16 protein-coding genes are annotated in these 18,667 nt (G+C 69.7%); 4 read left to right on the forward strand and 12 right to left on the reverse strand.

What is annotated here, in order from left to right; translation table 11 throughout:
• Positions 1–37: 37 nt before the first annotated feature.
• The 7 genes from BLU81_RS44490 to BLU81_RS44520 form a co-directional block, all read right to left on the reverse strand.
• On the reverse strand, positions 38–1,006 hold the full coding sequence (locus BLU81_RS44490; RefSeq protein WP_157752033.1) for an ABC transporter substrate-binding protein: 969 nt from the start codon (positions 1,004–1,006) through the stop codon (positions 38–40).
• A gap of 193 nt (positions 1,007–1,199) precedes the next feature.
• Positions 1,200–2,492 (reverse strand): ABC transporter permease, encoded by a 1,293-nt coding sequence (locus BLU81_RS44495; RefSeq protein WP_231953826.1) that lies wholly within the window; start codon positions 2,490–2,492, stop codon positions 1,200–1,202.
• 58 nt (positions 2,493–2,550) lie between these two features.
• Entirely contained in the window at positions 2,551–3,240 is a 690-nt protein-coding gene (locus tag BLU81_RS44500; RefSeq protein ID WP_092555402.1) for an ABC transporter ATP-binding protein, read from the reverse strand.
• Positions 3,237–4,217: an efflux RND transporter periplasmic adaptor subunit gene (locus BLU81_RS44505; protein WP_092555404.1), complete on the reverse strand. Its 981-nt coding sequence runs from the start codon at positions 4,215–4,217 to the stop codon at positions 3,237–3,239. The genes BLU81_RS44500 and BLU81_RS44505 overlap by 4 nt, the downstream gene beginning before the upstream one ends.
• Before the next feature lie 142 nt (positions 4,218–4,359).
• On the reverse strand, positions 4,360–4,599 hold the full coding sequence (locus BLU81_RS44510; protein ID WP_092555406.1) for a hypothetical protein: 240 nt from the start codon (positions 4,597–4,599) through the stop codon (positions 4,360–4,362).
• Positions 4,599–5,384 (reverse strand): metallophosphoesterase, encoded by a 786-nt coding sequence (locus BLU81_RS44515; RefSeq protein WP_197686046.1) that lies wholly within the window; start codon positions 5,382–5,384, stop codon positions 4,599–4,601. Before BLU81_RS44515 ends, BLU81_RS44510 begins: the two co-directional genes overlap by 1 nt.
• 235 nt (positions 5,385–5,619) lie before the next feature.
• Positions 5,620–6,972, reverse strand: a complete 1,353-nt coding sequence (locus BLU81_RS44520) for an AMP-binding protein (RefSeq protein ID WP_092555410.1) — start codon at positions 6,970–6,972, stop codon at positions 5,620–5,622.
• A gap of 119 nt (positions 6,973–7,091) precedes the next feature.
• Between BLU81_RS44520 and BLU81_RS44525 the strand changes: the two genes are divergently transcribed.
• Positions 7,092–8,822 (forward strand): ABC transporter ATP-binding protein, encoded by a 1,731-nt coding sequence (locus BLU81_RS44525; RefSeq protein WP_092555412.1) that lies wholly within the window; start codon positions 7,092–7,094, stop codon positions 8,820–8,822.
• A 121-nt stretch (positions 8,823–8,943) separates the two neighbouring features.
• Here the strand turns inward: BLU81_RS44525 and BLU81_RS44530 are convergent, their stop codons facing one another.
• The 4 genes from BLU81_RS44530 to BLU81_RS44545 all read right to left on the reverse strand — a co-directional run bounded on the left by BLU81_RS44530 (position 8,944) and on the right by BLU81_RS44545 (position 13,659).
• Positions 8,944–9,459: an AAA family ATPase gene (locus tag BLU81_RS44530; RefSeq protein ID WP_197686047.1), complete on the reverse strand. Its 516-nt coding sequence runs from the start codon at positions 9,457–9,459 to the stop codon at positions 8,944–8,946.
• A gap of 18 nt (positions 9,460–9,477) precedes the next feature.
• Positions 9,478–10,146 (reverse strand): aminoglycoside phosphotransferase/kinase family protein, encoded by a 669-nt coding sequence (locus tag BLU81_RS44535; RefSeq protein WP_092558549.1) that lies wholly within the window; start codon positions 10,144–10,146, stop codon positions 9,478–9,480.
• 142 nt (positions 10,147–10,288) lie between these two features.
• Entirely contained in the window at positions 10,289–12,433 is a 2,145-nt protein-coding gene (locus BLU81_RS44540; RefSeq protein ID WP_092555414.1) for a 3-hydroxyacyl-CoA dehydrogenase NAD-binding domain-containing protein, read from the reverse strand.
• Positions 12,434–12,444: 11 nt separating this feature from the next.
• Positions 12,445–13,659 carry an acetyl-CoA C-acetyltransferase gene (locus BLU81_RS44545; RefSeq protein WP_092555416.1) on the reverse strand — a complete coding sequence of 405 codons (1,215 nt, stop codon included), beginning with the start codon at positions 13,657–13,659 and terminating at the stop codon, positions 12,445–12,447.
• 114 nt (positions 13,660–13,773) lie between these two features.
• Here BLU81_RS44545 and BLU81_RS44550 point away from each other — a divergent pair, with 114 nt between their 5' ends.
• Positions 13,774–14,979, forward strand: coding sequence for a TetR/AcrR family transcriptional regulator (locus tag BLU81_RS44550; protein ID WP_092555418.1), 1,206 nt, complete (start codon positions 13,774–13,776; stop codon positions 14,977–14,979).
• 86 nt (positions 14,980–15,065) lie between these two features.
• Positions 15,066–16,892 carry an AMP-dependent synthetase/ligase gene (locus tag BLU81_RS44555; protein WP_092555420.1) on the forward strand — a complete coding sequence of 609 codons (1,827 nt, stop codon included), beginning with the start codon at positions 15,066–15,068 and terminating at the stop codon, positions 16,890–16,892.
• A 48-nt stretch (positions 16,893–16,940) separates the two neighbouring features.
• Here BLU81_RS44555 and BLU81_RS44560 read toward each other — a convergent pair whose 3' ends face one another.
• Positions 16,941–17,264, reverse strand: coding sequence for a hypothetical protein (locus BLU81_RS44560; protein WP_092555422.1), 324 nt, complete (start codon positions 17,262–17,264; stop codon positions 16,941–16,943).
• A gap of 264 nt (positions 17,265–17,528) precedes the next feature.
• On the opposite strand from BLU81_RS44560, the gene BLU81_RS44565 reads away from it, so the two are divergent.
• Positions 17,529–18,638, forward strand: a complete 1,110-nt coding sequence (locus BLU81_RS44565; RefSeq protein ID WP_157752034.1) for a glycoside hydrolase family 26 protein — start codon at positions 17,529–17,531, stop codon at positions 18,636–18,638.
• The last annotated feature ends 29 nt before the right edge of the window (positions 18,639–18,667 follow it).

The following is an 18,667-nucleotide window of genomic DNA, read 5'->3' on the forward strand; positions in this document are numbered from 1 at the left end:
TTCAAGGCGGTCGCCTTTCGGTATGGGCGGCCGCCTTTCAGTACGGGCGGTCGCCCAGAACGTCTTTCGCGGAATCTGAGTCGAAGACGTTCTTCTCCGACGAGATGCGCTTTTCGACCCGCGCGCCGAGGAAGATGGCGACGACCACGCCCATCAACTGTTCGCCGATCAGCGGGCTGCACTCGACGACATAGTTCAGTTTGCCCGCGGCCAGGCTCTGCAGGCCTTTCTTGGTGGCGTCGACGGTGACCAGCCGGACGTCGGTGCCGGGTTTGCGGCCGACGGCCTCCAGCGCCTTCACCGCACCCAGTCCCATGTCGTCGTTCTGCGCGAACACCGCGTCGATGCGCGGCACCCGGCGGATCAGTTTGCGCATCGCGGCCTCGCCGCCGTCGACCGTCCAGTTCCCGGTCTCACTCGCGACGATCTTGAGTTTCCCGGTCCGGCTCGCGGTGGCGGCGAACCCCTCGGACCGCAGCTTGGTCGGGGTGGCGCCGGAGGTGCCGAGGATCTGCACCACGTTCACCGTCTGGTCGACGCCGTTGTAGTCGTTCTCCAGGTAGATGGCGGCCAGGTTGCCCTCCGAGGTGAACTCGGCGCCGATCGAGCTGATGTAGAGCGACGGATCCGCGGTCTCGATCAGCCGGTCGGTGAGGATCACCGGGATCTTCGCATCCCGGGCCTGGCGCAGCACGTCGTCGTAGCCCTTCTCCACCACGGGGGAGAAGGCGATCGCGGTGACCCGGGCGTCGATGAACGAGCGGATGTCCGCCAGCTGCCGTTTCTGGTCGCCGTCGGCGTCCTTGAAGAGCAGGTCGACCCGGTTGCGCTCGGCAGCCTTCTTGATCGAGGCGGTGTTCGCCAGCCGCCAGCCGCTCTCCGCGCCGACCTGGGAGAAACCGAGGACGATCGGGCCGCTGGGCGGGTTGTGCAGATCGATGCGGCCGGTCTCGTCGCGGCCGCAGCCGGCCAGGGCGAGACCCAGACCCGCCGCGACCGATGTCACGAATGAACGTCTTCGTAGCAAAGCCGACCCCGTTCGCCGATAATGATCATGATCAATTCTCGGAACGGGGGAGACGATAGCAACGTCATTGGCAGGGATCCACCCCGCTAAATGAATTGTCGGACTTCTGTCCGCGATTATTTCTCGCCATTCCCCCGGGCTCTGGTGATACCCGGGGGAATGTCGGGAAATATCAGGCCCGCATGACCGTGGCGATCGGAATGCCGGCCGCACGGATCGCCGGGATCAGACCACCCAGCACGCCGGCGATCAAACCGGCGATCACCCCGGCCACCCCGGCGTCCCAGGGGAACACCACACCCTGCAGGAACGGCTGCGAACTACCCGCCACGCTGACCACCACCTTCAGGGCGGCCGCGCTGGCCGCGATCGCCAGCGCCGCGGTGAGCAGACCGGTGATCAGGGTCTCGGCCAGCACGATGCCGGCCAGCAGAGCCCGTGGCGTGCCGACCGCCCGGCGCAGCGCGAACTCCTCGACCCGCTCGCCGACCGTGGCCAGCCCGACGTTCAGGATGCCGGCCACACCGATCAGCAGGACCAGGCCCGCCATCGCCAGGAAGATCATCCGCATCAGGGCCAGCTGATCCTGCTGGTCCTCACGGGAGTTGACCACATGGGTGTACGGCTCGACATTGATCGCCTTGAGCTTCGAGGTCAGCACCTGCTCCACCGGCGTCGGCGTGGTCATCATGACCCGCACCTCGGTCCAGTTCGGGTCGACCAGCTTGCTGACCGGCACCCAATGGGTCAGCTCGTCCATCCGCACGTAGGCGCGCGGCTGCGAATCGGCGTCGTCGACCACCCCGACGATCTGCGGAGTCAGGTTCGACGAGGAGCCGGGGATCCGCATCTCGGCCGGAACCCGGTACCGCTCGAAGCCCTTCGCCGCCTCCTTGTTCAGCACCAGTTTCGGCGCCAGCGACGGCATGGTGGTGAAGTCCAGCCACTGCCCTGACTGCGGGCGGTACGGCCGGAACTTCCGGACGTCACCCGTCAGAGCAGTCAACCGGACCTCGATCGCCTGCCCCTGCGGCGCCAGCTCTGCCGCCGGGATCTCGTAACAGCCGGTGTTGTCACAGTTCATCGGCGGGCCGCCGCCCCCGTAGTTCTCGTCGAACGGGCTGGCCCCCTCGTTCACCGGCCGCACCCCGGGCTCGCCGATGATCGCCGACATGCCGGTCATGGCGACCGCGTCGTCCCGGCCGGCGACGGTGTCCACCACGACCGGGCCGATCTGGGCCGAGCTGCCGCCCATCTCCATCACCGTGGTGCCGTCCAGGCCCTCGTAGAGTTCCAGGTCGGCGAGCACGGCCCGCTCGGCGATGCTCGCACCGGCCTGCACCACCACCACGGCCAGCACGCCGAGGAAGAGACTGACCATGGACAGCAGGGTGCGCGTCTTACGGGACCGGATCCCCTGCAGCCCGATGATCAAGGCCGACCGGAACCGTCCCGACAGCCGCATCAAACTGTGCCTCCGAAATCCCGCGAAAAGGCGCGATCATGACGCTCGCTCCGCCCGGTCATACCGCCACCTGCTCGGTCAGCACGCCGGCCTCCAGGTGCACGACGCGGCCCATCCGGGCGGCGTGGTCCCGGTCGTGAGTGACCAGGATCAGCGAACAACCGCGTGCGGTCACCGACTGCAGCGCGTCGATCACCAGCGTGCCGGTCTCGGTGTCCAGGGCGCCGGTCGGCTCGTCGGCCAGCAGGATCTTCGGCTCCCGGACCAGGGCCCGGGCGATCGCCACCCGCTGCTGCTCACCACCGGACATCCGGCCCGGCCGGTTCTTCGCCAGATGCGCGATGCCGACCTCCTCGAGGGCCTGCATCACTCTGACCCGGCGCTGCCGCCGTGGCAGCCAGCCCTGCCCGTTGACCAGCGCCATCGCCACGTTCTGCGCGGCCGTCAGGTGCTTGAGCAGGAAGAACCGCTGGAACACGAAACCGTAGTGCGAGCTGCGCAGCTTCGCCGCCCGGCGTTCGGGCAGCCGGCTGATGTCGGTGCCGTCCAGGACGTAACTGCCCTGGTCCGGGCGGTCGAACAGGCCCAGGATGCTGAGCAGGGTGCTCTTGCCGGAGCCGGAGCGGCCGACGATGGCGAGGCTCTGCCCGGCGTGCACGTCGAGGCTCACACCGTCCAGGATCGTACGCGGCTGCTCCTGTCCTTTGAGGATCTTGGTGATCCCGGAGAGCTGGATCAGCGCCGTCACCCGGTCACCTCGGCCGGCGCCGGAGTCGGCAGGTTCGGCCCGGGAACCGCGATGGTCTCGTTGCCGACCAGGCCCTTCTTGATCTGGACCACCTTGCCGTCGGAGATGCCCAGTTCCACGTCGATCGTCTTGCGCTGCCGATCGTCACCGATCACCAGGTCGACCTTGCCCTTGCCGGACAGCCCGGCGACAGCCTCGACCGGCAGGACCAGGGCGTTCTTCGCCCGGCCGGTGATCACGTCGAGTGTCACGTCGGAGCCGTTGATCAGCCGGGTCTTCGCCGGGGCGACACAGACCAGCCGCAGACCGGTCGGCTCGGAACCCTCGCCCCCGGAAGCCGCGCCCGGCTCCTCGACCGGTGCCACCGGCTTTCCGGACGGATTCGCCTCCGGCTTCGTGGTGCCGGTCGGTTCCGGCTCGGGCAGGATCCCGGCCGGCAGCGCCGCGATGGTGCCCACCGGCTCACACTCGAACGGGCCCGGCCCGTTCTTGATCTGCGCCTTGATCGACTCGACGGACCCGGAGATCCGGTACGCCTGGGCACTGTCGATGTCCGCCACGATGCCGTAACCGATGTGCTTGGCCGACACGACCGGCATCCCCTTGGAGACCGGTGCCCGGTCCTCCATCAGACGGCCGGCCATCACCGACCCGATCGGGATCTCCACCCGGCGCGGTGCGCCGTCCTTCCAGACCGTGGCCACCCAGGTCCGCCGGTCCACCGGATTGCTGCTCGGCTTGCGGTCGACATACCGGATCTCGCCGGCCGCCGGGGCGACCAGGCCGAACACCGGGTTGATGGTCACCTTCCCGGTCAGGCTGATCTGGTTCGTCAGGTCCTTGCGGGCCGGCTTCACGGTGGTCAGCACGGTTCCCCTGGCTTCGAGGCCCGGGGTCTGCGCCGGCTCGGACTCCGACGAACAGCCACTCAGGACAACGGCGGCGGCCAGGGCCGTCACGCCCACACGTCTCTTCACAAAATCCCCGTTCCGCGGCTACTCGGGCATGCCGGTATCGACGATGATGCCTGCGAACCGGCGCGGCGAAACGGTACCGTATGGACGCAACGGTGTTCATCGCGAACCTGTGCCAAACCTGTGGACCGGACGGCCGGGAAAGTCAGTCCACCGGGTAACCGTGCGCGGCCAGCACGGTCAGCAACTGCTCATCCCACCCGGTCTCGTCGGCGTCCCACCATCGATGACCGTGCGGACACTGCCAGTTCGGCGGCTCGGCGGGCATCATGCAGCCGCCGAGCGCCAGCTCCCCGTGCCGGGCGGCCTCCTGGGCCTCCGGCACCGGCAGACCGAAGATCAGCGGAACCCCGGCCGATCCGCACTCGGGACACGAACAGGTCATCACCGAACCGTACTCAGCTCCGCGACCAGGAGGCGGCCACCCTCGAAAACGCCGCCGTCGATCGCCAGGACCCGGCCGTCGCCGTACCGGTGCGGCTCCTTGATCGTCTCCGGGGTGTAGCCGAAGTAACTCATCAGCGTGCTGTGCCCGTGCACGATCACCGATCCGCCGTACGCGCCGAGCAGCGCGTCGACCGCAGCCGGGGCGGACAGTTCGCCGCGGCCACTCATCCGGCTGACGAAATAGAGCCACACACCCGAGTCGGTGCCGGTGATCTGCTCGGCCACGATCGTGTTCACCTCGTCGAGGTCGCCGGCGAACTCCAGATAGCGGGTGCTGTCGCAGTGCATCAGCAGATGATCACCGACCAGGGCCAGCGCCGGCAGCGAGGACAACCACGCGAGGTGCTCGGGAGTCAGGCCGCGCAGGTCGCTGTCGCGGCCGCCGTACTGCAGCCAGGCCCCGTACCAGCCGTCGGCCCGCGCCTCCCAGCCCGGGATGGGGGCCGCACCGAACCGGTGCGCGCCGAGAAGCTGCACCTCGTGGTTGCCGAGCAGTGCACCGACCTCACCACCGGCCGCCGCGGCCTGCCCGGTCAGCCGCCGGATGTCGTCGATCACGCCCAGCCCGTCCGGCCCCCGGTCGAAGTAGTCACCGAGCAGCCACAGCCGGGCATCGGCACCGGACCAGTCCCCGGCGGCGTCGGTCAGCCCGGTGTCCCGCAGGACGGCACGGAACTCGTCGCGGTGGCCGTGGATGTCGCTGACAGCGAAGAGAGGAGGCACGATCGCGCACTCTAACCAGCAAATGTGTCGATCGGGGTCAGGAATTCCGGCAGCCTACACCGGCCCGAACGACCTGTTCGCCGACGGGCCGGGACGCTCTCGAAGTGTCCCGGCGGACGGTCAGCCACGGGACGCTCTCCGCCCGGCGGTCGCGGGAAGGGCCGGGCGGGCCGCCCGCCTTGCGCGGACCCGGCGGGACCCGTGGGTTCGACGGGCGGTGTCAGGCGTACCGGAGCTAGGTTTTGATCTGGGTCAATGCGCTTTTCTGGACCTTGCCCATGCCGTTGCGGGGCAGGCTGTCGACCAGGTGGACGGCTCGTGGGCGCTTGTGGGCGGCCAGCCGTTCGGCGACGAAAGTGATCAGGTCGGCGGGGGCTACCGGGTCGGCTACCACGAACGCGGTGATCTGTTCGCCCAGGTCAGCGTGCGGCAGGCCGACAACCGCGGCTTCCCGGACGGCCGGGTGCAGCAGCAACGTGTCCTCGACCTCGCCGGCGCCTACCCGGTACCCGCCTGTTTTGATCAGGTCGGTGGAGGCCCGGCCGACGATGCGGTGCCAGCCGTCGGGGCCGATCACGGCTACGTCGCCGGTCGGGAACCAGCCGTCGGTCAGGGCCGGTGGGCGCACTCCGCCGTCGTGCAGGTAACCGTCGAGCAGGGTCGGGCCGCGGACCTGCAGGTGACCGATGGTTTCGCCGTCCGGGTCCAGGAGGGTGCCGGAGTCGTCGACCAGCCGGGTGAGCACGCCGGGTAGTGGGGTGCCGACGTGGCCGGGGCGGCGTTCGCCGTCGGCTCGGGCGCTGACCGTGATCAGGGTTTCGGTCATGCCGTAGCGCTCGACCGGGGACTGGCCGGTCAACGCGGTGAGATTGTCGAAGACCGGTACCGGTAGTGGGGCGCTGCCGGAGACGAGCAGCCGGGCCGGGGCCAGGGCGCGCGCCGCGGACGGGTCGGCGGCGATCCGGGACCACACGGTCGGGACGCCGAAATACATCGAGCCGGGCGTCGAGGCGTACGCCGCCGGGGTCGGCTTGTGGGTGTGGACCAGCCGCGAACCGAGCCGTAGCGGCCCGAGGACGCCGAGGACCAGGCCGTGCACGTGGTAGAGCGGAAGCCCATGGACCAGGGTGTCGTCGGCGGTCCACTGCCAGGCCGCGGCGAGACCGTCGAGCCCGGCGGCGACCGCCGACCGGGAGATGACGACACCTTTCGGGGCGCCGGTGGTGCCGCTGGTGTAGAGGACGAGCGCCGGTGCCGACGACGGTGGCTCCGGCGGAACCGTGCCATGGCCGTTGCTGAAGGCATCCAGCAAGGTCGCGCCCGAGTCGCGCAGGATGTGCGCCCGCTCCAGCGAACCGGCGTCCGGCGGGATCGGCACGATCGGTACCCCGGCCAGCAGCGCCCCGGTGACCGCCACGATCGTCGACAGTCCGGGGACCGCCTCCACCGCGACGATCGGCGCTCCCGCGATCGCCGACGCCACCCCGGCGGCCCGGCCGAGCAGCTCATGGCGGGACAGCTCGCCTTCGGGGGTGACCACGGCCCGATCGAGATCGGCTTCCTGATGCAGCGAGTCCAGCAGACGCATGACCCCGATCCTACGAAAGGACGACCGGCCGCCCCTTGCCGCGCTCGCACCCGGAGACGTCGATTGCCGCCGCCGCGAGCACCCGCTTACGGTCGGATCTCCTGGTGAGAGGGGGGTTGATGGACCTGCGCCGGCTCACTCGCGGGTACCGTCGCTCGATCGTCGCCGCGGCCGCGCTCAGCCTCCTCGGCACTCTGCTGGCTCTCGCTCAGCCGCTGCTGGCCCGTGAGGCGGTCGACTCGGCCGCCGCCGGACGGCTGCCGTGGCCGTTGATCGGCACGCTGATCGCCCTGTTCGCCGCGCAGGCCGCCGCTCTCGCGCTGGCCCGCTGGGTGCAGGCGCACACCGGCGAGACGATGACCCGGGACCTGCGCCGGCACATCACCGGGCATCTGCTGCGGGTGCGGCTGTCCGCACTGGACGGTGGCCGGATCGGTGACCTGATCGCCCGGGCCTGCGGCGACACGGCCGCGGTCAAGACCCTGATCGCGCAGAGCCTCGGTACCGGGCTGGCCGGGGCGATCGGGCTGGTCGCGGCGATCGGGGTGCTGGCCTGGCTGGACCGGTGGCTGCTCGGCGCGGTGGTGGTGCTGTTCGGTGGCTCGTTCGCCGCATTGTTGGCGGTGGTTCGGCGGGTCCGTACCGAGTCCCGGGCGGCACAGACCGCCGAAGGGGTGCTGCTCGCCGATCTGGAACGGGCCCTCGGCGGCATCCGGCTGGTCCGGGCGTGCCGGGCCGAAGCGGTCGAAGCGGGCCGGCTGGACTCGTCGGCCCGGGGGGCGTACCTGGCGAACCTGCGGATGGCCGGCATGGTCGCCCTCAGCGGCCCGGCCAACGACCTGGCGGTCAGCGGGGCGTTCCTGGCGGTGCTGCTGGTCGGTGCGAGCCGGGTGTCGTCCGGGGCGATCACCCTCGGTGAACTGGTCGCGTTCACGCTCGCGATGACCTATCTGGCCGCGCCGATCTACGAGATCTTCCAGGCGGTCAGCGCCGTGCAACAGGGCACCGGCGCGTTGCAGCGGATCAGCGAGGTGCTGGCCCTGCCGGTGGAACGGGACCGCCCGGTCGCGGTGGTCCGGGTGGCCGGCACACCCCGGCGGTCCGGCCCGGTGCTGGAGTTCCGTGACGTCTGGTTCGGCTACGACCCGGCCCGCCCGGTACTGCGCGGCGTCGGCTTCACGATCCCGGCCCGCGGCCAGACCGCCCTGGTCGGGCCGTCCGGAGCGGGTAAGTCGACGATCTTCGCGCTGGCCGAACGCTTCTACGAACCGGACCACGGCGCGATCCTGCTGCACGGCCGGGAGTCCCGGTTCACCTCCTACGCGAGGCACCGCACCGCCATCGGCCTGGTCGAACAGGACTGCCCCCTGCTCGCCGGAACCCTGCGTGACAACCTGCTCTACGGCGCCGCCCCGGTCACCGATGGTGAGATCCGCCGGGTCCTGGCGATGACCGGCCTGCACCGCATGATCGAAGCCCTCCCCGCCGGCCTGGACACCCCCGTCGGCGACCACGGCCGCAGACTGTCCGGCGGCCAGCGCCAGCGGGTCGCGATCGCCCGCTGCCTGCTGGCCCGCCCCGACCTGATCCTGCTCGACGAACCCACCGCCCACCTCGACCCGGACAGCGAGCACGCCCTCACCGCCACCCTGAACGAGGTAGCCGCGGTCTGCGCCCTGGTCGTCATCGCCCACCGCTTCTCCACGGTCCGCGCCGCCGACCGCATCCTGGTCGTCGACGAGGGCCGGATCCGAGCCGACGGCACCCACGACACCTTGCTACGCACCGACCCGTACTACCGCCGGATGGCAAACCCCACCCCACCGCAGACCTTCCCTCGGTACGCCTGACACCGCCCGCCGAACCCACGGGTCCCGCCGGGTCCGCGCAAGGCAGGCGGCCCGCCCGGCCTTTCCCGCGACCGCCGGGCGGAGAGCGCCCCCTCACCGGCTACCCGGCCCGTCCCCCCGCTCATCCCGCCGCCCATCGGGAGACGATGTCGTCGATGTCGCTCACCAGACGCTGCCAGCTTTCGAGCTTGGTGACCGCCCCGTTCCGATCCAGCTGTTCGAGGAGCTGCCGCCGGTTCTGGTTGAACCGTTTCGCAACCCGTTCCCGGCGCCGGCCTGTCTCATCGGCGACCTTGAGCAGTCCGATGCCGCCTTCTCCGTCGGCTGCGGAATAACCCAGCGTCACCTCGTACCGAAGGAACGTGGTGGTGGGGGTGGTCGGGGCGCCGAGATCGTCCTCCACCTCGGCCGGGACAAGCATCTCCGCGGCGAGACGGATCTGCCGGGGGTGCTCCCGGTAGCCGTCCCAGAAGAGGTCACGCGGATCGCCGCTGATGCCGGAAGCACCTCGCACCCGCCGGGCCGCCTCCACCAAGGAATCGCTCGCCGGGTACGACAGGAACTCGATGGCGTCGAAGACGTTGGACTTCCCGATGCCGTTTGCTCCGGCGATGCTGGTGAAGGGGCCGAAATCCACACTTAGTGGGTGCGTCGTCTATGCGGGGAACGCGGCCAGCTCCTTGACGGCGGCGGCCAAACGGAGGTCGAGGCCGGAGTGGATCAGTTCGCGGCAGTCGTGGTCACCGTCGGTGGCCAGGCGGCGGATGTCGTGGATGGCGGCGCTCATCCGGTCGCGGACCTCGCGGATCATGCTGCCCGCGGTGCCGCGCCAGCCGTAGGCGTCGAGTAGGAGCCGCAGGCGCCGGGGGCGGTCGTCGAGTTCGGTCCAGCCGTCCTCGAAACTGAGCGGCACCCAGGCGAAGGCGGTGAACGCCAGGTCGGCCTCGCGGGTGACGGGGCCGGCGAAGTCCCAGCCGACGAAGCCGGTGAGGCGGCGGCCGTCGCGGGTGGCGTTGTACGGTGCCGCGTCGTTGTGGCCGATGATCAGGCCGGGTTCCCAGGCGCCGCCTTTGCGCCAGACCGCGTCGGCGGGTGGGACGAAACCGGCCACCGCCTGGTGGTATTCCCGCAGCCACTGGGCGACCTGCCACAGGGTGTCGTCGTTGCGGGCCCATTCCGGCCAGGGCAGTGCCGGGCCGGCGGCGCCGCCGACGGGTGGCGCGCCGTCGAAACCCGTGTTCTCTAGATGCCGCAGCAGGGACTGGACCGCGGGGGTCCACGGTTCACCCACCGGGCCGATGGGTAACTCCGGTTCGAAGCTCATGATCAACCTCCGGGGTGGACGGTAGTCCGGAGATCATCGATCATGCATCGGCCGGGTGTCCTGCCGGAAGCCGACGTTCATCGGAATTCATGCAGGTGATGTCTCGTGGATCACGTGACCCACGAGACATCGGCCCGTGTTCTTATACGAACGTCTCGTTGGCTTCGGCCTTGGCGAGCAGCAGCGGCGGCGGGGTGAACCGGTCGCCGTACCGGTCGGCGAGCTGCCGGGCGCGGGCGGCGAAACCGGGGAGACCCCCGTCGTACTGGTTGATGTACTGGAGCACACCCCCGGTCCAGCCCGGGTAACCGATGCCCAGGATCGAGCCGATGTTCGCCTCGGCGACCGAGGTCAGCACCCCTTCGTCCAGGCATTTCACGGTCTCGATGGCCTCGATGAAGAGCATCCGCTCCTTGAGGTCCTCGAACGGGATCGCCACGTCCGGTCTGGCGAACGCGGACAGTCCCGGCCAGAGCCCGGTGCGTTTGCCGTCGGTGTACTCGTAGAAGCCCGCCCCACCGGACCGGCCGGGGCGCCCGAACTCGTCGATCATCCGGTCGATGACCTCGTCGGCCGGGTGCGTCTCCCGTTCCCGGCCGGCGGCGGAGGCGGCCGCCCGGTACTCGTCGCGGATCTTGCGGGGCAGGGTGAGGGTCAGCTCGTCCATCAGCTGCAGCACCGGCGCGGGGTATCCGGCCTGGCTGCTGGCCTGCTCGATGCTGGCCGGGGCGACACCCTCGGCGAGCAGCGCGATGCCCTCGTTGGTGAACGTGCCGATGACCCGGCTGGTGAAGAAGCCGCGACTGTCGTTGACCACGATCGGCGTCTTACGGAGCCGGCGGACCACGTCCAGGGACCGCCGTACGGTCAAGTCGCTGGTCTTCTCGCCTTTGATCACCTCGACCAGGGGCATCTTGTCGACGGGGGAGAAGAAGTGCAGCCCGATGAAGTCGGCCTGGCGGCTGACCCCGTCGGCGAGCGCGGTGATCGGCAGCGTGGAGGTGTTGGAGCAGAGCAGCGCGTGCGGGGCGACCACTGTCTCGATCTCGGCGAACACCTTGTGCTTGAGCGCCGGGTCCTCGAAGACGGCCTCGATCACCAGGTCGGCTCCGGCCAGATCGGCGATCTGATCGGTCGCGGTGATCAGGCCGAGCAGGGCCTCGCCCTTCTCCGGCGTGATGCGGCCACGGCTGACATCTTTTCCGACCAGTTTCTCCGAGTACGCCTTGCCACGCTGCGCGCCTTCGAGGGTGACGTCGCGCAGCACCGTGGGCAGCCCGGCGCGGGCGCTGACGTACGCGATGGCCGCGCCCATCATGCCGGCGCCCAGCACCGCGACCTTGGTGATCGGCGGGACCTCGCCGATGTCCCGCTGACTCACCTCGTTCAGGTCGAAGAAGAACGCCTTGATCATGTTCTTGGCGACCTGGCCGGTGACCAGCTCGACGAAGTACCGGGTCTCGATGACCAGCGCGGTGTCCACGTCGACCTGTGCACCCTCGACGGCCGCCGACAGGATGTTGCGGGGGGCCGGGTAGGGCGCGTTCTTGAGCTGCTTGCGCAGGTTCGCCGGGAAGGCCGGCAGCATCGCGGCCAGCGACGGTGTGGACGGTGAGCCTCCGGGGATCCGGTAACCCTTGGTGTCCCACGGCTGGACAGCGCCCGGGTTCTGGATGATCCACTCGCGGGCCGCGGTGATCAGCTGCTCCGGGGTGTCCACCACCTCGTCGATCAGGCCCAGCTGGACCGCCTTGGCGAGCTTGTGCCGGGTGCCCTTGAGCAGCACCTCGGTCAGCGCGGTGGCCAGGCCCAGCAGCCGCACGGTGCGCACCACGCCACCACCGGCGGGCAGCAGACCGAGTGTCACCTCGGGCAGTCCGATCTCCAGCCGCGGATCGCTGAGCGCGATCCGGCGGTGGGTGGCGAGCGCCAGCTCCAGGCCGCCACCCAGAGCCGACCCGTTGAGCGCGGCCACCACCGGCCGGCCCAGCGTCTCCAGCCGCCGCAGCTGTCCTTTGACCCGGGTGGACATCGCGAACACGTCGCCGCCCCGGTCGGCCGGCACCGAACCGAGCTGGTCCAGGTCGCCGCCGGCGAACCAGGACTTCTTCGCCGACGTGATGATCACACCGGTGATCTCGTCGCGCTCGGCCTCGAGACGGCTGACCGTCTCCTCCATGCTGCGCACGTAAGCGTCGTTCATGGTGTTGGCGCCGCGGCTCGGGTCGTCGAGCGTCAGCACCACGATGCCGTCGTCGGCCCGGTCGTAACGAATGGTCTCGGACATCGGATTTCCCCTCAGAGTCGTTCGACGATGGTGGCGATGCCCATGCCGCCGCCGATGCAGAGCGTGGCCAGGCCGTACCGCCCACCGCGCCGTTCCAGCTCGTCGACCAGGGTGCCGAGGATCATGGCGCCGGTGGCGCCCAGCGGGTGGCCCATGGCGATCGCCCCGCCGTTGACGTTGACCTTCTCCGGGTCCAGTTTCAGGTCGTCGATGAAGTGCAGCACCACCGCCGCGAACGCCTCGTTGATCTCGACCAGGTCGAGGTCGTCGACGGTCAGGCCGGCCTTGTCCAGGGCCTTGCGGGCGGCCGGCGCCGGGCCGGTCAGCATGATCGTCGGGTCGGCGCCGCTGAGGGCGGCCGACACGATCCGGGCGCGCGGGGCGATCCCGGCCCGCTCACCGGCCTTCGCCGAGCCGATCAGGACCAGCGCCGCACCGTCCACGATGCCGGACGAGTTGGCCGCCGTGTGCACGTGGGTGATCTTCTCGACCCAGTGGTACTTCTGCAGCGCCACCGCGTCGAAACCGCCCTGGTCGCCGATCGTCGCGAACGAGGCCGGGAGCTTGCTCAGGCTCGCCACCGTGCTGTCCGCGCGGATGTGCTCGTCGGAGTCCAGGATCAGCAGGCCGTTGCGGTCGCGGACCGGCACCACCGAGCGGTCGAACCAGCCGTTCTCCCAGGCCCGTGCGGCTTTCTGCTGCGAACCGACGGCGAACGCGTCGACGGTCTCCCGGCTGAAACCGTCCAACGTGGCGATCAGGTCGGCGCTGATGCCCTGCGGGATGAAGTCGGTGTTCAGCGCGGTCTCCGGGTCCATCGCCCAGGCGCCGCCGTCGGAACCCATCGGCACCCGCGACATCGACTCGACACCACCGGCGAGGACCAGGTCCTCCCACCCGGAGCGGACCTTCTGCGCGGCGATGTTCACCGCTTCCAGGCCGGAGCCGCAGAACCGGTTGAGTTGCACACCGGCCGTCGTGTAGGGCAGGCCGGCCGCGATCGCCGCCGTCTTGGCGAGGTCGGAGCCCTGGTCGCCGATCGGGGACACCACACCGAGCACCACGTCCTCGATGTCGGCCGGGTCGACCGTCGGGAAACGCCGCCGCAGCTCGTCGATCAGGCCCACCACCAGCGAGATGGGTTTCACCCCGTGCAGGGATCCGGTCTTCTTCCCCCGGCCGCGCGGGGTCCGCACGGCGTCGTACAGATAGGCCTCGGTCGTCATCGACAGCTCCCCTGAATGCGAATTGCGGCTAACTTTTGCCGATGTTTCCGCTAGGTGTCAAGGATATGGGGACGACGGCCGGACGTACCACAGAGCACCGATAGGCTGTGCGGCATGAGCATCGCCGAGGCCGGCGAGCCAGCGCCACCCGCGGTTCGCAGACGGCCCAAGAACCGCCGGGCACAACTCGCCCTGGCCGCCGCCGAGATGTTCTGCGAGCGGGGCTACCACGGCGTCAGCCTCGACGAGATCGCCACCGCCGTCGGCATCAGCGGACCGGCGATCTACCGGCACTTCCCCAACAAGTACGCGATGCTCGTCCACGCCACCCGTGAGCTGGCCGAGGCGGTCCGCGCAGCCACCGGCCCGCCCCTCGACGGCGACCCGGAGCAGCGGCTCGGCACCCTGCTCGGGGTGCTGGCCCGGCTGTCCGTCGAGCATCGCCGGGTGGTCGGCCTCTACCAGTGGGAGTGGCGTTACCTGGAGCCCGAGCACCGCGAGGAGTTCATGGTGGAGCTGGCCGCCCTCGCGACCCGGATGGCCGTACCGCTGCGGCAGTCCCGCCCGGAGCTGACCGGCCGTGACGCCCACGCCCTGGTCCGCGCCGCCCTCAGCGTCCTCGGCAGTCTCGGCACCCACCGGGCCGCGATCGCGCGCGGCCGCGCCGAGGCCGTGCTGCGCCGGGTGGCCGCCGCGGTGCTGCGCGCCGAACCGGCCACGCCGCTGGCGCCCACCACCGAGCACCCGGAGCCGGAACCGGTGCTGGGTGTGACGGCCCGCCGGGAGATCCTGCTGGCCGAGTCGGTGAAACTGTTCCACCGGCACGGGTACCACGCGGTGGGTGTGGAGGACATCGGCCGGGCCGCGGGAATCACCGCGTCCAGCGTCTATCGTTACTTTCCCGGCAAGGCCGACATCCTCGCGGCCGCGTTCTACCGCGCCTCCGAGCGGGTCGCCGAGTCCACCGCGACCGCTCTGACCGGTGCTGCCGACGACGCGGACGCGCTGCGCCGGATGACCGAGTCGTACGTGGAGCTGACGTTCGAGCGCAGTGCCCTGGTGAGTGTCTACCTGGCGGAGAACAACAATCTGCCCGAGGTCGACCGGCATGAGCTGCGCAAGGTGCAGCGGCTGCACGTCGAGGAGTGGGTGCGGCTGCTCGGCCGGTTGCGCCCGGAACTGCCCGTACCGGAGGCCCGGATCCTGGTGCACGCCGCCCTCAACCTGGTCACCGACCTGAGCCGAATGGTCCGCTTCGACCGCCGGTCCGGTATGGACCGGCATCTGAATCGTTTGATGATGACCGTGCTCCGAGCCTAGAAAGTTAAGCCGGATTCGCATGACGCCTTCCGTGGAAGTTAGCGCGCGTTTACAGTCGCGCCATAGCTCTCTCCAGGAGGCAGCTCATGGATTCCGTCCTCGAACAGCGCTGTTCCGCGATAGCCCGCGACCTGACGATCCCCGCACTGCTGCACCGCAACGCCACCGACTTCCCGGACCATCCGGCCCTCAGCCTGCTCGGCTCGCCCGGCACCTTGACCTGGCGGGAACTGCGTGACGAGATAGCCGTCCTCGCCCGAGGTCTCGCCGACCTCGGCCTGCGCTCCGGCGACCGCATGCTGATCATGATGTCCAGCCGGCCCGAGCACTGGCTGATCGACCTCGCCGCCGTCCACCTCGGCGCGGTCCCGTCCACCGTCTACGCCACCCTCTCCACCGACCAGCTGCACTACCTGGCCCGGCACAGTCGTGCCGCGATCGTGGTGCTGGAGGACGAGGCCGCGCTGGACCGTTGGGCGCCGATCCTCGCCGACGTCCCGGAGATCCGCCGGGTCGTGGTCGCCGACCGGGCCGCCGACGACGACAGCGGCCGGATCGTCGCGCTGCGAAACGTCAGTGTCCGGGGTGCCGCCGCCCACCAGGCCGACCCGGCGGCCTTCGAGAAGACCTGGCGGGAGGTACGCCCGGACCAGCCGGTCACGCTGCTCTACACCTCCGGCACCACCGGCGACCCGAAAGGTGTCGTGCTCACCCACCGCAACGTCGTCTACCAGACCGTGGTCATGGAGCACACCATCGAGACCCCGGCGCACGCCGCGTCGCTGGCCTACCTGCCGCTCGCGCACATCGCCGAACGTGTCCTCGGCGTCTACAACCCGATCTACCGGGCCGGGCACGTCACCATCTGCCCCGACCCCACCCAGCTGCTCGCCGGTCTGGTCCGGATCCGGCCGGTCTCCTTCTTCGGGGTGCCCCGGATCTGGGAGAAGATGGTCGCCGGAGTGCAAGGTCGGCTTGCCACTGCCGAACCGCAGGTCAAGGCCGCCGTCGACATGGCCCGGGCGGTCGCTCTGCAGGTCCACGAGATTCGTCAAGCAGGCTCGGAGATCCCGGCTGAGCTGGCCGCCAAGCACGCCATCCTGGACGCGCAGGTGCTCAAGCCGTTGCGCGCGGGACTGGGCCTGGACAACATGCTCTGGGCCGGTAGCGGCGCCGCGCCGATCCCGGTCGAGGTCCTGCTCTACCTCGCGAGCATCGGCGTCGACGTGCTCGAGGTCTGGGGGATGACCGAGACGACCGGCACGGCAACGATCAACACCCCGGACCATTTCCGTACGGGTACGGTCGGCCGCCCCAACGGCGGCATGCAGATCCGTCTCGCCGACGACGGGGAGATCCTGGTCCGCGGCCCGCTCGTCTGCGCCGGATACCTGCGAGCCGATGGTGGTGTCGACCCGGTCACCGACGCCGACGGGTGGCTGGCCACCGGAGACGTCGGGGTCTTCGACAGCGACGGCTACCTCACCATCACCGACCGCAAGAAAGAGCTGATCATCAACTCGAGCGGGAAGAACATCTCACCCGCCCAGATCGAGAACCTGCTGCGCGCCCACCCGCTGATCGCGCAGGCCGTGGCGATCGGGGACCGGCAGCCGTACGTCACCGCCCTGATCGTCCTGGACGAGGAGACCGCCCCGATCTGGGCCGGTGCGAAGGGCCTGTCGTTCGGCACACTCGCCGACCTGGCCGACGATCCGGTGCTGCGCGCCGAGATCGACGCGGCGGTGTCCACGGCCAACAGCAGATTGTCCCGGCCCGAGCAGGTCAAGACGTACCGGATCCTGTCTCGGGGGTGGACCCCGGAGACCGGCGAACTGACCCCGACGCTGAAACTGCGGCGCCGGATCATCCAGGAGCGATACGCGGGGGAGATCGGCGCCCTCTACCGCTGACGCCGTTGCCGGCCGGGGCGTGTTGTGCCCCGGCCGGCAACGTTGATCTCAGTAGTACTTGCAGAACTTCCTGATCCCTGCCGCGTGTCCCTGCCGGAAGCCTTTGTCGAACCCGCGGGCGTAATCGGAATCGCCGAGCTTGTAGAGCTCCGTTCCCAAGGGCGAACATTCCTTGCGGGCCTCACGCCAGCCCGCCAGGTATCCGTTCTCGTAACCTCGCTGGAAATCCCGGCTCGACTGCGGCGCCGAAGCGGCCGCGACGGTCGTCGCGGGTACCGGTGCGGCGACGGCCGGTGCCGACACGACGGCGAGTCCAGCGGTCGTCAGGAACAGTGCTCCGGCGGCCAGCGCACAGCTGTTGCGAAGTTTCATCTCTCTGCCTTCCCCCGTTGTCCCGGAGGCGCCGGCTTGGCGTCCCCGGCAACTCGAAAACCTACGCCGCAGGCACCGCCGGTTTGCTGAAACCGCAGGTGGATGGCCGAACGGACGAGCGCCGGGGCTGTTCGGCCGAACTTGTCGGACATGCCCTCGTATCGCTGTGGCCTGCATCATCTTCTGCACTGTCAGCCACTGACGTGGCTCCGGAACGTGGTGCATGATGGCCCGGTTCACCACCGGTGATCACCGTATGCGGAGGTGGAAGAAGACTTGAAGCGCCGTCAGATGCTGACCCTGCTGGCCCTCACCGGGGCCGCCGGCTGCGGCACCGCCACCGCCACTTCAGCCGCCACGCAGCCGTCCACAGTGGCGGGAACGCCCACTGCGGCCCCCTCGACGGCGGCGACCGCCCGTCTCGGGTCGGCCGCGACCGCCACATCCGCCGCCACGTCCGCGTCCGCCTCGGCATCCGCGTCCGCTTCCAAGGCCGCGCCGTCCTCGGCTCCGGCCACCGCCGGCGCCGGTCCGTCCGGGCGCGGCGGCCCGGTCCAGGCCCCCACTGGCAAAGTGCTGCTCGGGTCGTACCTGGCGCTCGGCGGCAAGAACCTGAAACAGAGCCTCTCGCTGCGCCGCGGGCAACTCGACCGGGAACAGCGGATCGTCCACCGGTTCTACCCGTGGAACGGTTACGTGCCCACGTCCGAACCCGACGTGGCCAAGAGCAGCACCCTGATGGTTTCGTGGCACGGCGCGCCCTACGCCGGGATCCTCAACGGCGGTTCAAACACCAACATCCGCTCCGTCGCCCGCAAGCTGAAGAACATGAAACGCCCCATCCTGCTGCGCTGGGGCTGGGAGATGAACGGCGACTGGTTCGAATGGGGCGGCGCGCAGAACGGCCAGAGCCCGGCGAACTACGTCAAGGCCTGGAAGCGCCTGCACCGGATCTTCGCCGAGCAGGGCGCCGACAACGTGGCCTGGGTCTGGAGCCCCAACTGGAACTCCTCACCGAACGTGTCGTGGAACAAGGTGCAGAACTACTACCCCGGTGACGAGTACGTCGACTGGGTCGGCATCTCGGGCTACAACTTCTACAACGAGACCCCGTCCACGCTGTTCAACCCGATCACTTCCCGGTACGGATCCCGCAAGCCGATCATCCTCAGCGAGACGGCCGCCGTGAAGAACAAGGCAAAGTGGATCAAGCAGCTGCACACCTGGGTCGAGAAGACCCCAGCCGTCGGCGCGGTCGTCTGGTTCGACACCGACATCCAACAGGGCACCGACCACAACTTCCGCTTCGACACCGACACCGCGGCCCTGTCCGCCTACCGAACAATGGCCCGAAGCTCCCGCTTCACCGGCTGAGGGCGTCCCTCTCAGGCGTTGCAGAGAAA

Source organism: Actinoplanes derwentensis, assembly GCF_900104725.1.
In the GTDB taxonomy this organism is placed as follows: Bacteria; Actinomycetota; Actinomycetes; order Mycobacteriales; family Micromonosporaceae; genus Actinoplanes; species Actinoplanes derwentensis.